Raw genomic sequence first — 16,786 nt, 5'->3', positions numbered from 1 at the left:
GTCACCGCAAGCGCGGGGACGGACGGTAGCGCGGCGCCCGAGGGCGTGACCGCCAAGTCACGCCTTATCTGTTTGCGACGCGCTAAAAGGTGGCGTGTTTTTATAGCGGTGTTCATTTTACGAGCGGTTTTCATGCTCTGTAGGAGCTGGCGAAGCCCGCGATCTTTTGATGTTGATCGTCCGCTTGCGACTCAATTGTCAGAAGCAGGATCGCAGCCTCGTTGCACTCGGCAGCTCCTACACCATCGCCAGGAGCCTGCGATCTTTTGCTGCTGACCTTTCGCTTGAGATTCAATTGCCAGGGACAAGATCGCAGCCTTGCTTCGCTCGGCAGCGCCTACAAATCAGCACTCCACCGCACTGACCGCCAGCCCGCCCCGCGATGTCTCTTTATATTTGTCGTGCATGTCGGCACCGGTATCGCGCATGGTGCGGATCACCCGGTCCAGGGAGATGAAATGCTGGCCATCACCGCGCAAGGCCATTTGTGCTGCGTTGATGGCTTTCACCGCGGCGATCGCGTTGCGCTCGATGCACGGCACCTGCACCAGGCCACCGACTGGGTCGCAGGTCAGGCCGAGGTTGTGTTCCAGGCCGATTTCCGCGGCGTTGCACAATTGCTCCGGCGTGGCCCCGAGGATTTCCGCCAGGCCCGCCGCCGCCATGGCGCAGGCCGAGCCGACCTCACCCTGGCAGCCCACTTCGGCACCCGAGATTGAGGCGTTCTTCTTGCACAGGATCCCCACCGCCGCCGCGCCGAGGAAATAATCCACGACGTTGGCGTCGGTGACCGCCTCGCTGAACTTCATGAAGTAATGCAGCACCGCTGGAATGATTCCCGCCGCGCCATTGGTCGGCGCCGTGACCATGCGCCCACCGGCGGCGTTTTCCTCGTTGACTGCCAGGGCGAACAGGTTGACCCACTCCATGGCGCTCAGGGTCGAGCCAATCACGTTCGGTTTGTTCAGCTCTTGCAGGCTGCGGTGCAATTTGGCCGCCCGCCGACGCACATTCAAGCCGCCCGGCAGGATGCCTTCATGCTTGAGGCCCTGCTCCACGCAACTCTGCATGGCCCGCCAGAGCTTCATCAGGCCGCTGCGAATCTCCTCTTCCGACCGCCAGACCTTCTCGTTGGCCATCATCAGTTCAGCCACCCGCAAATTGTGCGTGCGGCACAACCCGAGCAGTTCTTCGGCGCTGGAAAAATCGTAGGGCAACTCGGTGGTGTCCAGGTCCATCACGCCGCTGGAGGCCTGGGCCTGGTCGACGACGAATCCGCCGCCGACTGAATAGTAGGTGTCGCGGTGCAGCTCGCCGTTGTCGCCCTCGGCCACCAGCGTCATCGCGTTGGGGTGGAACGGCAGGTTTTCGTCGAGCAGGCGCATGTCCCGGGACCAGACGAAAGGCACCGGCAGGCGACCATCGAGCAACAGGGTCTCGGTCTCGCGCAGCAGTTCGATGCGCGCGCCGATTTGCGACGGGTCGATCGAGTCGGGCCATTCACCCATCAACCCCATGATCGTGGCGGTATCGCTGCCGTGGCCAATGCCGGTGGCCGACAACGAACCGAACAGCTGCACCTCGACCCGGCGCACCTCGTGCAGCAGCGACTTCGCGCGCAACGCTTCAATAAACAGCGCCGCAGCGCGCATGGGCCCCACGGTGTGGGAACTGGATGGGCCGATACCAATCTTGAACAGGTCGAATACGCTGATTGCCATTGCCTTGAATCTCCAGAACGGTCACATCCGGGCGCAGGAGCGCCCGGTGGCGGAGCTGCTACGCTCAACGCCGGGATGGCCGCATCATCCGGCTTTTGAATGGGCTTTCGACGTCTGACACCGACGCAATCATGCCCACCAGCGCCGCGTCCTTGTCGCCCAGGTTTTACGACGTTTTTTTGCGTGTCAGAAGCCAGCCGAGGGCCGAAAAAATCTGTAAACGACGTCACCAACACTGGATGCGACCCTCCCTGTACTGGATACGACTCACCCTGTAGGCGTCGGATTTGCACTGGTACATGATCGGTTACGGCTCGTTTGCAAGGCCGCGTGTCACAAAGCGTGCTCACGCGCCACCAACCGCAACTTAAAAAAAGCAAAAAAGCGCGGTTGTCCCGACCGGACACTGCCAATAAAACACCAGGAGTCCACCCATGAAAGGTTCCAAGCCGTTGTTGTTGGCCGCCATGCTGAGTCTTCCAATGCTGGCCAACGCTGCAGAGCCCGCTCAATGCAGCACCGTCAACTTCTCCGATGTCGGCTGGACCGACATCACCGTAACCACCGCCACCACCAGCGTGGTGCTCGATGCCCTCGGCTACAAGACCAAGACCACGATGATTTCGGTGCCGGTGACCTACAAGTCCCTGGCCGATGGCAAGAACATGGACGTGTTCCTCGGCAACTGGATGCCGACCATGGAAAACGACATCAAGGCCTATCGCGAAGCCGGCACCGTGGAAACCGTGCGCACCAACCTCAAGGGTGCCAAATACACCCTCGCCGTTCCCCAGGCCTTGTATGACAAAGGCCTGCACGATTTCGCCGACATCCCTAAATTCAAGAAAGAGCTCGACGGCAAGATCTACGGGATCGAACCGGGCAACGACGGCAACCGCCTGATCCAGAGCATGATCGAGAAGAACGCCTTCGGCCTGAAGGACGCGGGCTTCAAGGTCGTCGAGTCCAGTGAGGCCGGCATGCTCTCCCAGGTCGATCGTGCCTCCAAGCGCGGGACCGACGTGGTGTTCCTCGGCTGGGCGCCGCACCCGATGAATACCCGCTTCAAGATCCAATACCTGACCGGGGGCGACGACTTCTTCGGCCCGGATTTCGGTGCCGCCACCGTGGCGACCAACACCCGCAAGGGCTACAGCCAGGAATGCAGCAACGTCGGCCAACTGTTGAAGAACCTGGAATTCACCGTCGACATGGAAAGTACGCTGATGGGCAATGTGCTGGACGACAAGATGAAACCCGAGGCCGCCGCCAAGGCCTGGCTGAAGAAAAATCCACAGGTGCTCGATACCTGGCTCGCTGGCGTGACCACCATTGACGGTAAACCTGGCCTGGACGCCGTGAAAGCCAAGCTTGCGCAATAACTGCTTATGTTATGCCGGGCGGGTTCGCTCGCCCGGGCTGTTTATTCCCTTGCATGCGGACGTTCACTACCATGCTTATTGATCAGAAAATACCCTTGGGCCAGTACATCGCGGGCTTTGTCGAATGGTTGACGCAAAACGGCGCCAACACTTTCGACGCAATCGCGCTGTTCCTGGAAACGATGATTCACGGCGTGACGTTTGCGCTGACCTGGTTCAATCCACTGGTGCTTATCGGCCTCATCGCGCTACTGGCGCACTTCATCCAGCGCAAATGGGGCCTGACCGTTTTCGTCATCGCGTCCTTCTTGCTGATCCTCAACCTGGGTTACTGGCAAGAGACCATGGAGACCCTCGCCCAGGTGCTGTTCGCGACCCTGGTCTGCGTACTGATCGGCGTGCCGCTGGGCATTGTTGCCGCGCACAAGCCGATGTTCTACACGATGATGCGTCCGGTGCTCGATCTGATGCAGACCGTACCGACCTTCGTTTACCTCATTCCTACCCTGACCCTTTTCGGTCTGGGTGTGGTCCCGGGCCTGATCTCCACGGTGGTGTTCGCGATTGCCGCGCCCATCCGCCTGACCTACCTGGGCATCCGCGACGTACCGGACGAACTGATGGACGCCGGCAAAGCCTTCGGCTGCTCCCGTCGCCAGCTCCTGTCGCGCATTGAACTGCCCCATGCGATGCCGAGCATCGCGGCCGGTATCACCCAGTGCATCATGCTGTCGTTGTCGATGGTGGTAATCGCGGCACTGGTGGGCGCCGACGGCCTGGGCAAACCCGTGGTCAACGCACTGAACACCGCTGATATCGCCCTGGGCTTCGAAGCCGGCCTCGCGATCGTATTGCTGGCGATCATGCTCGACCGAATCTGCAAACAACCCGACGCCAAAGTAGGGGGTGACGCATGAGCATAATCCGCTTCGAAGAGGTCGACGTGATCTTTGCCAAAGATCCACGCGAAGCCCTCAAGCTGCTCGACAAGGGCATGACCCGCAACGAAATCCTGAAGAAGACCGGGCAGATCGTCGGCGTGGAAAAGGCCAGCCTCGACATCGAAAAAGGCGAGATCTGCGTGTTGATGGGCCTGTCCGGTTCCGGCAAATCCAGCCTGCTGCGTTGCATCAACGGCTTGAACACCGTGAGTCGCGGCAAGCTGTTCGTCGAGCACGAAGGCCGCCAGATCGACATCGCCTCCTGCAGCCCCGCCGAACTGAAGATGATGCGCACCAAGCGCATCGCCATGGTGTTCCAGAAGTTCGCCCTGATGCCTTGGCTGACGGTGCGCGAGAACATCAGTTTCGGCCTGGAAATGCAGGGCCGACCGGAGAAGGAACGCAAGAAGCTGGTGGATGAGAAGCTTGAGCTGGTGGGCCTGACCCAGTGGCGCAACAAGAAGCCCGACGAATTGTCCGGTGGCATGCAGCAACGGGTCGGCCTGGCCCGCGCCCTGGCGATGGACGCCGACATCCTGTTGATGGACGAACCGTTCTCGGCCCTCGACCCACTGATCCGCCAAGGCCTGCAAGACGAACTGCTGGAGCTGCAACGCAAGCTGAGCAAGACCATCGTGTTCGTCAGCCACGACCTCGACGAAGCCCTGAAGCTGGGCAGCCGTATCGCGATCATGAAAGACGGCCGGATCATCCAATACAGCAAGCCGGAACAGATCGTGTTGAACCCGGCGGACGACTATGTGCGCACGTTCGTTGCCCATACCAACCCGCTCAACGTCCTCTGCGGTCGCAGCCTGATGCGCACCCTGGACAACTGCAAGCGCATCAACGGTTCGGTATGCCTGGACCCGGGCGGTGACTCCTGGCTCGACCTGGCCGAAGGCAACACCATCAAGGGTGCCCGGCAGAACGGCGCGGTGCTGGACCTGCAAAACTGGGCGCCGGGCCAAGCCGTCGAAGGCCTGGGCCGCCGCCCGACGCTGGTGGATTCGAACATCGGCATGCGCGACGCCTTGCAGATCCGCTACCAGACCGGCAACAAGCTGGTGCTGCATGACAACCAGAAAGTCGTCGGCATCCTCGGTGACAGCGAGCTGTACCACGCACTGCTCGGCAAGAACCTGGGCTAAGCCCCACGCAGACAAAAACGCCGCGAGATGATCGCGGCGTTTTTGCGTGTGCACGACAAGCGTTGAAACCCTATCCCGTGGCGAGGGAGCTTGCTCCCGCTCGACTCTATAGGAGCTGGCGAAGCCTGCGATCTTTTTATCTTTCGCTTGGGATTCAAGTGGCTGGGGAAAAGATCGCAGCCTCGTTGCACTCGGCAGCTCCTACACAGGTTCTACACCGCTCCTACAGGCCCAGCGGGAGCAAGCTCCCTCGCCACAAAAGCCCCTCTGCCACAAAAGCTGGGCCAGGCAGAGGGTCAGCTATAGGCCCGCAGCGCCGCCAACTCCGCCCGCTCCTGCTCGGCCTGCACATCCTGGCGCATGGCCTTGTGCAGCCCGAACATGAAGACCACCAGCACCACCGAGAACGGCAATCCGGCCAGCACCACCATGGTCTGCATCGCCTCGAAGTTACCGGCGAACAACAGGCCAACGGTCACCAGTGTGATGACCACCGACCAGAAAATCCGCAACCAGTGTGGTGCATCTTCATCGACACTGCCGCCCTTGCACGAAAGATTCGCCATCATCACCGCGCCGGAGTCAGCCGGGGTCAGGAACAACACGAAACCGACGAAGATCGACACGCCGATCACGACTTTCGAGGCCGGGTAATATTCCAGCAGTTGATAGATCGACATGGACGGCTGCGTCAGCGCCGTCTTGCCCAGTTCCACCGCCCCTTGGTTCATCACCAGGTCCAGGGCCGAGTTACCGAAGATCGACAGCCACGCCAATGTAAAGCCCAGGGGAATCAGCAACACGCCCGCCACCAGTTCGCGCACGGTACGGCCACGGGAAATCCGCGCGATGAACATGCCGACGAAAGGCGCCCAGGAAATCCACCATGCCCAGTAGAACAGGGTCCACAGGCCCAGCCAGCGGTCGGACTTGGCGCTGTCGTCGACATATACATACAGGTCGAACGTCTTGAGAATCACGCCGTTGAGGTAGTCACCGACGTTCTGCACGAAACCGTTGAGCAGGTGCAGGGTCGGACCGAACAACAACACGAAGATCAGCAAGCCGCTGAACAACACGATGTTCAGGTTGGACAGCCGGCGAATGCCGTTTTCCACGCCCGAGACAGCGGCGATGGTCGCCACGGTGCTCATCACGATGATCACGATCAGCAGGTTGGTGTTGCTGTGCTCGATGCCGAACAGGTTTTCCAGCCCGGACGCGACTTGCAGCGAACCTATCCCCAGGTTGGTCACCAGCCCCAGCAACGTGACGAACATGCCGAAACCGTCTACTGCATGACCCGCCGCGCCCTTGACCCAGCGCTCGCCCACCAATGGATACAAGGCCGAGCGCAGCGCCAGCGGTTGGTTGTGCCGGTAGGCGAAATACGCCACGGCCAGGCCCACCAGGGCATAGATCGCCCAGCCATGCAGGCCCCAGTGCAAGAACGTCAACTGCACGGCCTGGCGCGCGGCCATCTGGCTGCCGGCCACGCCCTCAGGTGGGTTGAAGTAATGGTCCAGCGGCTCGGACGCGCCGAAATACAGCAGGGAAATGCCGATGCCCGACGAAAACAGCATCCCGGCCCAGGCGCCGTAGCTGAAGTCCGGCGTGTCGTGCTTGCTGCCCAGCTTGAGCTTGCCGTAGGAGGAAAGCGCCAGGCCCACCACGAACACCAGGTAGGCGGCGATCACCACCATGTAGTACCAGCCGAAGCTGCGGGACAGCCATGCCTGGGCAATGCCGAGCAACCGGCCGGCCTCTTGTGGCGCAATGATCAATATGGCGGTGAGCAGCAGGATCAGCGCGGTGGAGGTGTAGAACACCCAACCGTTGACCGTCACCTTTTGCGGTGGGGTCTTTATTAGCAAGGCAGAACTCATTGCACGGATGCTCCAGGCAGTGCGAGAGAAGGACAAGGCAACGCGATACCCGACCAATCGGTGAGTGGGCAGCCGACCGGCGGGTGTTATAAAGACACCCTTGGAGCCCTCGCCCCCGTCATGCGCGGGTCTTGGGTCCTTGATGTCTCGCTTCCGCGCCATTTACGCGTAGGAATTTTCGGTAAATCGCGACGAATTGTCGCAGAGCTTATTCTTTGTTGATTGAACGTTCAATCAAAACAAAATAGACTGGCCCTCATGAAGGCGGACCGAACTCGTCCGCCCGATGGCCTAAGGAGATTTGCAGATGCCCAAGGTCGGTATGCAACCCATCCGCCGCCAGCAGTTGATCGAAGCCACTTTGCAGGCGGTCGATCAGGTCGGAATGGGGGACGCCAGCATTGCGCTGATCGCCCGTTTGGCCGGCGTTTCGAACGGCATCATCAGTCACTACTTTCAGGACAAGAATGGCCTGATCGCCGCCACGGCGCAGTACCTGATGAGTGTCCTGAGCGAGAACGTCACCGCGCGTCGCCAAGCGCTGACGGACTCGAGCCCGCGAGCTCACCTGAAGGTGATCATCGAAGGCAACTTCGACGCCAGCCAGGTCAATGGCCCGGCGATGAAAACCTGGTTGGCCTTCTGGGCCACCAGCATGCACCACCCGTCTTTGCACAGGTTGCAGCGGATCAACGATCACCGTCTGTATTCCAACCTGTGTTGCCAGTTCCGCCGCGTGTTGCCTGTTGACCAGGCGCGCAGCGCGGCACGGGGCCTGGCCGCGCTGATTGACGGTTTGTGGCTGCGCGGGGCGCTGTCGGGAGACGCGTTCGATACCGCCCAGGCACACCAGATCGCTTACGAATACATGGATTTCCAACTGGCCAAGTCAGGAATGCCAGAGCACACAGAATCGCTCGCCACCTGAACCGCCACCGCAGCGCGTAGTCAGCTATGAACGACACGCTCGGTGCTCAGCCAACCACTTATGCACTTGCGAGGACTTTATGGCCCGTTTCGAACTGCAAAAACTCTACATCGATGGCGCGTACAGCGATGCCAGCGGCGACGCCACCTTCGAAGCCATCAACCCGGCCAACGGTGAAGTACTCGCCCTGGTGCAGCGCGCAACGTTCGAGGACGTCGAGCGTGCCGTGGTCAGCGCCGAAAAAGGCCAGAAAGTCTGGGCCGCCATGACCGCCATGCAACGCTCGCGCATCCTGCGCCGCGCCGTGGACATCCTGCGCGAGCGCAACGATGAACTGGCCGCCCTGGAAACCCTGGACACCGGCAAATCGTTCTCCGAAACCAAATACGTCGACATCGTCACCGGCGCCGACGTGCTGGAATACTACGCAGGCCTGGTGCCGGCCATCGAAGGCGAGCAGGTTCCACTGCGCACCACTTCCTTCGTGTACACCCGCCGCGAGCCCCTGGGCGTGGTCGCCGGTATCGGCGCGTGGAACTACCCGATCCAGATCGCCCTGTGGAAATCCGCCCCGGCCCTGGCTGCCGGTAACGCGATGATCTTCAAGCCAAGCGAAGTCACTTCGCTGACCACCCTGAAACTGGCCGAAATCTACACCGAGGCCGGCGTTCCAGCGGGCGTGTTCAACGTGCTGACCGGCAGCGGTCGCGAAGTCGGCACCTGGCTGACCGAGCACCCGCGCATCGAGAAGATCTCCTTCACTGGCGGCACCGACACCGGCAAGAAGGTCATGGCCAGCGCTTCGAGCTCATCGCTCAAGGACGTGACCATGGAACTGGGCGGCAAGTCGCCGCTGATCATCTTCGACGACGCCGACCTGGATCGCGCCGCCGACACCGCGATGATGGCCAACTTCTACAGCTCCGGTCAGGTCTGCACCAATGGCACCCGGGTGTTCGTGCCGAGCCACCTGAAGGCTGCCTTCGAAGCCAAGATCGCCGAGCGCGTGGCGCGCATCCGCGTCGGTAACCCTGAAGACGAAAACACCAACTTCGGCCCGCTGGTGAGCTTCGCCCACATGGAAAGCGTGCTGGGCTACATCGAGAAAGGCAAAGCCGAAGGCGCGCGCTTGCTGTGCGGCGGCGGTCGCCTGACCGAAGGCGAGTTCGCCAAGGGCGCGTTCGTCGCCCCGACCGTGTTCACCGACTGCACCGATGAGATGACCATCGTGCGTGAAGAAATCTTCGGCCCGGTGATGAGCATCCTCACCTATGACACCGAAGAAGAGGTGATCCGCCGCGCCAACGACACCGACTTCGGCCTGGCCGCCGGCGTGGTGACGCGCGACCTCAACCGCGCCCACCGCGTGATCCACCAGCTCGAAGCGGGCATCTGCTGGATCAACGCCTGGGGCGAATCGGCGGCGCAAATGCCGGTCGGTGGCTACAAGCAATCGGGCGTGGGCCGGGAGAACGGGATCAGCTCGCTGAACAACTTCACCCGCATCAAGTCGGTGCAGGTCGAGATGGGCGATTACGCCTCAGTGTTCTGATCTGACACCGGACCTGAGGCTGGGGGCTTTTGTGGCGAGGGAGCTTGCTCCCGCTGGGCTCTGTAGGAGCTGGCGAAGCCTGCGAGCTTTTGATCCTGATCTTTCGCTCTGAACTCAATTGTCTGGGGAAAGATCGCAGCCTCGTTTCACTCGGCAGCTCCTACACAGCGCCTACACAGAACGCGACCTGAACCCAACTCAAAAAGAGGGTGCATTTCATGTCCCAAGAATTCGATTACATCATCATCGGTGCCGGCTCGGCCGGCAATACCCTGGCCACCCGCCTGACCGAAGACGAAGGCGTCACCGTCCTGCTGCTCGAAGCCGGCGGCCCGGACTATCGCCTCGACTTCCGCACACAAATGCCCGCCGCCCTGGCATTTCCTCTCCAGGGCCGACGCTACAACTGGGCCTACGAAACCGATCCGGAGCCGCACATGAACGGCCGCCGCATGGAGTGCGGTCGCGGCAAGGGCCTGGGCGGTTCTTCGCTGATCAACGGCATGTGCTACATCCGCGGCAACGCCCTGGACTACGACAACTGGGCCAAGCTGCCCGGCCTGGAAGACTGGACCTACCTCGATTGCCTGCCGTATTTCCGCAAGGCCGAAACCCGTGACATCGGCCCGAACGATTACCACGGCGGCGAAGGCCCGGTCAGCGTGACCACGCCCAAGGCCGGCAACAACCCATTGTTCCACGCCATGGTCGAAGCCGGCGTGCAGGCTGGTTACCCGCGTACCGACGACCTCAACGGTTACCAACAGGAAGGTTTCGGCCCGATGGACCGTACCGTCACGCCCAACGGTCGGCGCGCCAGTACCGCCCGCGGTTACCTGGACATCGCCAAGAAGCGCTCGACACTGACGATCGTTACCCATGCCCTGACCGACAAGATCCTGTTCGAAGGCAAGCGTGCGGTCGGCGTGCGCTACCTGGTGGGCGCCGCTGAAGAGCGCGTCGAAGCCCGTGCCCGCAAGGAAGTGCTGCTGTGCTCCGGCGCCATCGCCTCGCCGCAGATCCTCCAGCGTTCCGGCGTTGGCCCGGCCAAGCTGCTGGAGAATCTCGACATCACGGTGGTCCACGACCTGCCGGGCGTGGGTGAAAACCTGCAGGATCACCTGGAGCTGTACCTGCAATACGCCTGCACGCAACCGGTCTCGCTGTACCCGTCGCTGCTCTGGTACAACCAGCCGGCCATCGGTGCCGAGTGGCTGTTCAACGGCACCGGCATCGGCGCCAGCAACCAGTTCGAGGCCGGCGGTTTCATCCGCACCCGCCCGGATTTCGAATGGCCGAACATCCAGTACCACTTCCTGCCGGTGGCGATTAACTACAACGGCAGCAATGGCGTGAAAGAGCACGGTTTCCAGGCGCACATGGGTTCCATGCGCTCGCCAAGCCGTGGTCGGATCCAGGCCAAGTCCAAGGACCCGCGCCAGCACCCGAGCATCCTGTTCAACTACATGGCCACCGAGCAGGACTGGCAAGAGTTTCGCGACGGCATCCGCCTGACCCGCGAGATCATGCAACAACCGGCGCTCGATGCCTTCCGTGGCCGCGAGATCAGCCCGGGCATCGACGTGCAGACGGACGAGCAACTCGACCAGTTCATCCGCGAGCACGCCGAAACCGCGTTCCACCCGTCCTGCTCGTGCAAGATGGGCACCGATGACATGGCCGTGGTGGACGGCGAAGGCCGCGTGCATGGCATGGAAGGGCTGCGAGTAGTCGACGCCTCGATCATGCCGATCATCACCACCGGCAACCTCAACGCGCCGACGATCATGATGGCCGAGAAAATCGCCGACAAGATCCGTGGGCGCAAGCCATTGCCGCGCAGCACCGCACCGTACTACGTGGCCGGTGATGCGCCGGTCAAGGGCAAGCCAATGCGTGAGGTTAGCAACTCTGCTTAGTAACATTCGACATGCACAAAAAACCGCCAACTCTCATTAAATGACGGTTTTTTGTGCATGTTTTTTTCAATCGCCGGTCGCCCTCCCGACCCAGCAGCGATAATATTCGGCAACATATATAAAATTGCCAAGTTGACCGCCCCTCCCTACTATCCGCGCCCTTATCAATACAGTCAGGATTGCAGTAGTTGAAGACCAAAAATACGGCCGACGCTTCGTCTGCCGTCGACGATTTTCGTGAACGGATAAATAAAGAAACCTGTATCAACCTTGACTTTGGTTACTTGAACGGTGCCATTGAATCATGGTGGATGAGGAATAATCATCAACCCACCCATGTACTTAAATTTCAATTGCTGAGCTTTTTCCAAACTTACCTGCGCAGCGAAGACACGTTGTACTTCGATAAGGTAGGCCTGGCCGATGAAGGTGTGGCAGCGGTATGCATCAAGAATATCTTCAGGCTGGACTCCCCAAAGCTGGCACTTGCCGCACACGAAGCGCTGGCAGAGCTGTTCTACCTGACCGATATCAAATATGACTATGAGGAGCACAAGGCGCTCTATCTAAAACCATCGGCAGAGCAATACAAAGAATGGGGTAATGGCTACGGAGATATCACGCCGCACTCCGACGACCTGTATGAAAATATGCATATTGATTATTTGGCGTTGACAGTATGTCGCGATACTACCCATACACCGACGACTTATTACTTCCCTCGCGATCTGATCGACAATCTCAGTGACGACGAACTGGAAACGCTGCTCACTATGCAAGCAATATTTACTTCCGGTAAAAACGTGAATGGTTTCAAGGAACGAATTCGCAACATCGTCACTTATGACCCACTTTACGGCTATCAGTTTTCGCTGGACTTTCGTATTGACCAGCACTGCGGCGAACGCATGCGCGCGCTCAATGGTGGGCAACACGTCCTGGACAAAATGCGGGCCGGAATCGCCCACGCCAGGCATCACGTATCTACGGCGCAAACGGGCACCTTCCTGATCATGGCCAACCACAAGATCCTGCATGCCCGACCGACGCTAAACATCAGTGTCGACACGGCTCGCAAACACTCGGCTACACCGACCCTCAGCACGACACCACGCCTGTTATTTCGCAGCAAAGGCCCCAGAAAATACTATTACCCGCTGGACGAAAGCCTGGCGTCATAGAGGACAACCCATGACTGCCGATATACAGCCGACAAACCCATTGCCGCGCAGGGTCTTCAAAGAAGGCGCTCGCGATGCCATTACCTTTGGTATCGCGTTCGTTTTTCTGTATTTATCGATTGGTATCCTCGGTGCCACGCAAGCACTGTCCTGGAGCCAGACCCTGGCGACGACGTTATTGATTTTTTCCACGCCACTGCAGTTTTTGCTCGTGCAAAACCCACATGATGGCTGGTTGCTGGTTCCAATCATTATCGTACTCAACGCCAGGTTCGTCTTGCTCTCGGCGGCGATAGCACCGCACATCAGAAACACCTCCACCGCAAAAATCACCGCCTCATTGATTCTGATCACCCCGTCGATCTTTACGGCGTTCATGACCCGCCTGAAACATCGAAAAGACTACCCCTTCAGTTACATGGTCGGTGTCGGGCTGCCCATATTCGTCGTGTCGATCATCTGCACGTGTATCGGTTTCATAGTCGGTGCAGAGCTCGCGTCACCGATCGTCTATGCGGCCATGGCGATGTTGCTGCCGCTCCAATTCACGGCTCTGGCAGGGAAGCACTGGCCTCATTACACCGAAGTATCGAGCTATTGGCTAGGGTTCATCGGCGCGCCATTGCTGGTTCTGATCTTCAAGGACTACAGCCTGCTCCTGACGCCGTTTGTCATCGGAGCCGCCATGGTGCTGGTGGAGAACCGACGCAAGGCCAGGGAGACCAAATCCTCATGACGCTCTGGCTCCTGATCATTTTTTCGGCGCTTTGCGCCTTCGCTTTTCGCGGCCTGCCGTTTGTCTTCAAGAACAGCGCGGCACTCACGCAGACAGAGGGGTCGTTGTATCGGTTCATCAGCTACAGCGCACAAGCGATGCTGGGCGTCATCGTCTATGACACCGCCTTCGATAAACGCGATGCGTTAAGCCTTGTGCAGGAGTTCCAGACGCTCGATGGGGTGAAACTGGTCCTGTTGTCGTTAGCCTTTGTCGTGGTCATAAAAACAAAAAGAATACTGCCCAGTTTCTTCGCCTGTCTGCTGGCTTACCTCGCCGCGCTCCTTTACCTCCATTAGCCTCGATACCGACCAAGCATACAAATACCTTTGGCGAGGGTTTATTCCCGCGCCAAGGTATCGTGTTCGACCTCTTCTTGATCCCTCCCCCGCCCCAGGCCTACTCTAGAGCCACCGCGTCAATGCGCCGCACCTCGCTGCATCGCCACTCCAGACAAGGAGGTTTCATGTTCGACTTCCATCCCCAGCTCAAGCAGCGGTTTGCTGCCTTGCGCACGGGCGCTGAATTCTTTTCCCTGCGTTATGTCCGTGAGTCCGGCCAGCACCTGTCGGTGCGCAAGAACGTCGCCGAACCGCCCAGTCTCAACCGTGATGAAGGGGCGATGCTCACCGTGCGGGTCAACGGCGTCGAGGCCTACGCGGCCACCAATGATCTGTCCCAGGCAGGCCTGCAGGCGGCACTGGAACGCGCCGAGCAACACGCTCGTCGGCTCAAGCCCCACGCCCTGCTCGACCTGCGCGAGCAAGCGGTGTCCAGCGACCGCGCCGACTACTTCTCGCCACATTTCGACCAGGCCTTCCCTCCGCTGAGCGATTGCTACCAACTGCTCGGCGACGAATCGGCTTCGGTGCCCGCCGACGAACGGCTGGTGAACTGGCAGGCCAGCATCGGCCTGACCCAGGTCGAGCAGATCTACCTCAACAGTGCCGGCGCTGAATTGCGCCAGGCCCAACGCTTCATCTACCCGGCCCTGGATGTCACCGCGTTCGACGGGCATGACAGCCAGACCCGCACCCTGGGCCGGGAGAATTTCGGCCAGCAAGGCGGCTTCGATGTGATCAGCCGTTGCGGCCTGATCGGCGCCGGCCCGAGGATTGCCGACCAGGCCTTGCAGTTGCTGATGGCGCCCAACACGCCACAAGGCCCACGCGACTTGCTGCTGATGCCCGACCAGATGATGCTGCAGATTCACGAATCCATCGGCCATCCGCTGGAGCTGGACCGCATCCTCGGGGATGAGCGCAATTACGCCGGCACCAGCTTCGTCAAGACCAGCGATTTCGGTCACCTGCAATACGGCTCCAGCCTATTGAACGTGACCTTCGACCCGGACATTCCCGAAGAACTGGCGAGCTACAGCCATGACGATGACGGCAGCGCCGCCAGCAAGCAGTTCCTGATTCGTGAAGGGCTGCTGTTGCGTCCATTGGGCGGGGCGCTGTCGCAGTTCCGCGCAGGCCTCGACGGTGTCGCCAACAGCCGCGCCTGCGGTTGGAACCGGCCCCCCATCGACCGCATGGCGAACCTGAACATCGAACCCGGCGACCAATCCCTGGAGCAACTGATCCAGGGTATCGAGCACGGCGTGCTGATGCGCACCAACCGGTCCTGGTCCATCGACGATGCCCGGAACAAATTCCAGTTCGGCTGCGAATGGGGCCAGTTGATCGAGAACGGCGAGCTCAAGGGCGTGGTGAAGAACCCCAACTACCGGGGCATTTCCGCGCAATTCTGGAAAAGCCTGAGGGCCGTCGGCGATGCGAGCACGTCCCAGGTCCTGGGCACGCCGAACTGCGGCAAGGGCGAACCGAACCAGGTCATCCGCGTCGGCCATGCGTCGCCGGCCTGTGTGTTCAGCCATGTGGATGTGTTTGGGGGAGACGCCTGATGGGCACTGTCAACAATCAAGCGGGGACGTTCAAGGCGTTGGTCGATTGGCTGCGCGATGCGTTGCACGAACCTGAGCAATTCACCCTCGGCTACGCCGCCGAGTCTTCGGCCTTCGTGCGCTTCAACCACGGCAAGGTCCGCCAGGCCGGCCAGGTGCAGCAGGCCAATGTCAGTTTCAAATTGATCAACGACGGCCGTCATGCCGATTTGCAGATCACCTTGTCCGGTGACACCGAGACCGACCTGCAACGCTTGGCCGAAGGGCTACGGCAACTGCGCGAAACCTTGCCGCTGTTGCCTGCCGATCCCTACCTGCTGCTCAACCATAATCACTGGCGCAGCGACAACGTGCAGGCCCATCCACTGCCCGAAACGGAGCAGGCCGTCGCTGAAATCAGCCGCGCAGCCGAAGGCCTGGATCTGGTCGGGTTCTATGCTGCGGGGCCCATCAGCCGTGGTTTCGCCAGTTCTTCAGGCGCATTCGGCTGGCACCAGGCCAACAGTTTCAACTTCGACTTCAGCCTGTTCCATGAGAGCGGCCAGGCGGTGAAGGCCAGCTACGCCGGGCATGAATGGAGCAGCGAGGGATTCGCCCGGCGCTTCGAGCAGGCTCGCGAGCAACTGGAATTTCTCGGCCGCCCGCAGCGCACGCTGCCGCCCGGCGAATATCGCGCTTATCTGGCGCCGGCCGCCTTGGAAGAGATCATGGGCATGCTCAGTTGGGGCGGTTTTTCCGCCCGGGCAATTGCCAGCAAGCAAAGCCCGCTGCAGAAGTTCTACGCCGGCGAAGCCCACTTCAGCCCCAACGTGTGGCTGACCGAACAGGTCAGCGGTTCCTTGAGCCCGGCGTTTTCCGACGAAGGTTATCCCCGCGACGACTTGACGCTGATTGCCAAGGGCACGGCCAATGCACGGCTGGTCAACTCCCGCAGCGCCGCCGAATATGGCCTCACCGCCAATGGCGCCAGCAGCTACGAATACCCCACGGCGCTGGACATGAAAGAAGGCCATCTCGAGCAGCGGCACATTCTTGAGGAGCTCGGCACTGGCTTGTACATCAGCAACCTGTGGTACCTGAACTACTCGGACCAACCGGCGGCACGCTTGACCGGCATGACCCGCTTCGCCACGTTCTGGGTCGAGAACGGCCAGATCCAGGCACCGGTCAGCACCATGCGTTTCGACGACAGCGTCTACAGCCTGCTGGGCTCGCAGCTCGAAGCGCTGACCCGGGAGCGGGAACTTCTGCTTTCGGCCAGCACCTACAGCCAACGGGCCACGGCCTCGATGTTGTTGCCGGGGGCGTTGGTCAAGCGGTTGACCTTGACCCTGTAAATCCGACCCTACGCAAACCTGTAAAGGGATTACTTGTGGCGAGGGGATTTATCCCCGCTGGGGCGCGAAGCGCCCCCAAAAGGAAGCCAAATACAACCTTCCTG

Annotated in this window: 13 protein-coding genes; 11 read left to right on the top strand and 2 right to left on the bottom strand. The window is 60.4% G+C overall.

Going from position 1 to position 16,786, the window contains the following annotated elements; genetic code table 11:
• Positions 1–344: 344 nt before the first annotated feature.
• Entirely contained in the window at positions 345–1,721 is a 1,377-nt protein-coding gene (locus tag M8Q45_RS27205) for an L-serine ammonia-lyase (RefSeq protein ID WP_249877125.1), read from the bottom strand.
• A gap of 434 nt (positions 1,722–2,155) precedes the next feature.
• Between M8Q45_RS27205 and M8Q45_RS27200 the strand changes: the two genes are divergently transcribed.
• The 3 genes from M8Q45_RS27200 (at position 2,156) to choV (ending at position 5,195) form a co-directional block, all read left to right on the top strand.
• Positions 2,156–3,103, top strand: a complete 948-nt coding sequence (locus M8Q45_RS27200; protein WP_249877124.1) for a choline ABC transporter substrate-binding protein — start codon at positions 2,156–2,158, stop codon at positions 3,101–3,103.
• A 71-nt stretch (positions 3,104–3,174) separates the two neighbouring features.
• Positions 3,175–4,020, top strand: coding sequence for a choline ABC transporter permease subunit (gene choW, locus M8Q45_RS27195; protein ID WP_249877123.1), 846 nt, complete (start codon positions 3,175–3,177; stop codon positions 4,018–4,020).
• Positions 4,017–5,195: a choline ABC transporter ATP-binding protein gene (gene choV, locus M8Q45_RS27190; protein WP_249877122.1), complete on the top strand. Its 1,179-nt coding sequence runs from the start codon at positions 4,017–4,019 to the stop codon at positions 5,193–5,195. Before choW ends, choV begins: the two co-directional genes overlap by 4 nt.
• A 296-nt stretch (positions 5,196–5,491) precedes the next feature.
• Here choV and M8Q45_RS27185 read toward each other — a convergent pair whose 3' ends face one another.
• Entirely contained in the window at positions 5,492–7,024 is a 1,533-nt protein-coding gene (locus tag M8Q45_RS27185) for a BCCT family transporter (RefSeq protein WP_249877400.1), read from the bottom strand.
• A gap of 364 nt (positions 7,025–7,388) precedes the next feature.
• Between M8Q45_RS27185 and betI the strand changes: the two genes are divergently transcribed.
• The 8 genes from betI to M8Q45_RS27145 all read left to right on the top strand — a co-directional run bounded on the left by betI (position 7,389) and on the right by M8Q45_RS27145 (position 16,682).
• The gene (betI, locus tag M8Q45_RS27180) at positions 7,389–8,009 is read left to right on the top strand and encodes a transcriptional regulator BetI (protein WP_030137836.1); all 621 of its coding nucleotides are present in this window, start codon (positions 7,389–7,391) and stop codon (positions 8,007–8,009) included.
• A 79-nt stretch (positions 8,010–8,088) separates the two neighbouring features.
• Positions 8,089–9,561, top strand: a complete 1,473-nt coding sequence (gene betB, locus M8Q45_RS27175) for a betaine-aldehyde dehydrogenase (protein WP_249877121.1) — start codon at positions 8,089–8,091, stop codon at positions 9,559–9,561.
• 218 nt (positions 9,562–9,779) lie between these two features.
• A complete protein-coding gene (gene betA, locus M8Q45_RS27170) occupies positions 9,780–11,480 on the top strand; it encodes a choline dehydrogenase (protein WP_249877120.1) in 1,701 nt (566 codons plus the stop codon).
• Positions 11,481–11,668: 188 nt separating this feature from the next.
• A complete protein-coding gene (locus M8Q45_RS27165; RefSeq protein ID WP_249877119.1) occupies positions 11,669–12,661 on the top strand; it encodes a hypothetical protein in 993 nt (330 codons plus the stop codon).
• A 10-nt stretch (positions 12,662–12,671) separates the two neighbouring features.
• A complete protein-coding gene (locus M8Q45_RS27160) occupies positions 12,672–13,397 on the top strand; it encodes an AzlC family ABC transporter permease (protein ID WP_249877118.1) in 726 nt (241 codons plus the stop codon).
• Positions 13,394–13,735 carry an AzlD domain-containing protein gene (locus M8Q45_RS27155; RefSeq protein ID WP_249877117.1) on the top strand — a complete coding sequence of 114 codons (342 nt, stop codon included), beginning with the start codon at positions 13,394–13,396 and terminating at the stop codon, positions 13,733–13,735. The genes M8Q45_RS27160 and M8Q45_RS27155 overlap by 4 nt, the downstream gene beginning before the upstream one ends.
• 167 nt (positions 13,736–13,902) lie before the next feature.
• Positions 13,903–15,345 carry a TldD/PmbA family protein gene (locus tag M8Q45_RS27150; RefSeq protein ID WP_249877116.1) on the top strand — a complete coding sequence of 481 codons (1,443 nt, stop codon included), beginning with the start codon at positions 13,903–13,905 and terminating at the stop codon, positions 15,343–15,345.
• Entirely contained in the window at positions 15,345–16,682 is a 1,338-nt protein-coding gene (locus M8Q45_RS27145) for a TldD/PmbA family protein (RefSeq protein WP_249877115.1), read from the top strand. Before M8Q45_RS27150 ends, M8Q45_RS27145 begins: the two co-directional genes overlap by 1 nt.
• Positions 16,683–16,786: the final 104 nt, after the last annotated feature.

Source organism: Pseudomonas sp. T1.Ur (assembly GCF_023516725.1).
GTDB lineage: Bacteria > Pseudomonadota > Gammaproteobacteria > Pseudomonadales > Pseudomonadaceae > Aquipseudomonas > Aquipseudomonas alvandae.
The sequence above is the reverse complement of the archived record's forward strand: the minus strand, read 5'-3'. Positions and strand labels throughout refer to the sequence as shown.

What these genes read in the sequence shown, in the direction of transcription:
- choW (WP_249877123.1), top strand. Translation starts at nt 3,175, where the DNA reads ATGCTTATTGATCAGAAAATACCCTTGGGCCAGTACATCGCGGGCTTT.
- betB (WP_249877121.1), top strand. Translation starts at nt 8,089, where the DNA reads ATGGCCCGTTTCGAACTGCAAAAACTCTACATCGATGGCGCGTACAGC.
- M8Q45_RS27145 (WP_249877115.1), top strand. Translation starts at nt 15,345, where the DNA reads ATGGGCACTGTCAACAATCAAGCGGGGACGTTCAAGGCGTTGGTCGAT.
- M8Q45_RS27200 (WP_249877124.1), top strand. Translation starts at nt 2,156, where the DNA reads ATGAAAGGTTCCAAGCCGTTGTTGTTGGCCGCCATGCTGAGTCTTCCA.
- M8Q45_RS27205 (WP_249877125.1), bottom strand. Translation starts at nt 1,721, where the DNA reads ATGGCAATCAGCGTATTCGACCTGTTCAAGATTGGTATCGGCCCATCC.
- M8Q45_RS27150 (WP_249877116.1), top strand. Translation starts at nt 13,903, where the DNA reads ATGTTCGACTTCCATCCCCAGCTCAAGCAGCGGTTTGCTGCCTTGCGC.
- M8Q45_RS27155 (WP_249877117.1), top strand. Translation starts at nt 13,394, where the DNA reads ATGACGCTCTGGCTCCTGATCATTTTTTCGGCGCTTTGCGCCTTCGCT.
- betA (WP_249877120.1), top strand. Translation starts at nt 9,780, where the DNA reads ATGTCCCAAGAATTCGATTACATCATCATCGGTGCCGGCTCGGCCGGC.
- choV (WP_249877122.1), top strand. Translation starts at nt 4,017, where the DNA reads ATGAGCATAATCCGCTTCGAAGAGGTCGACGTGATCTTTGCCAAAGAT.
- M8Q45_RS27160 (WP_249877118.1), top strand. Translation starts at nt 12,672, where the DNA reads ATGACTGCCGATATACAGCCGACAAACCCATTGCCGCGCAGGGTCTTC.
- betI (WP_030137836.1), top strand. Translation starts at nt 7,389, where the DNA reads ATGCCCAAGGTCGGTATGCAACCCATCCGCCGCCAGCAGTTGATCGAA.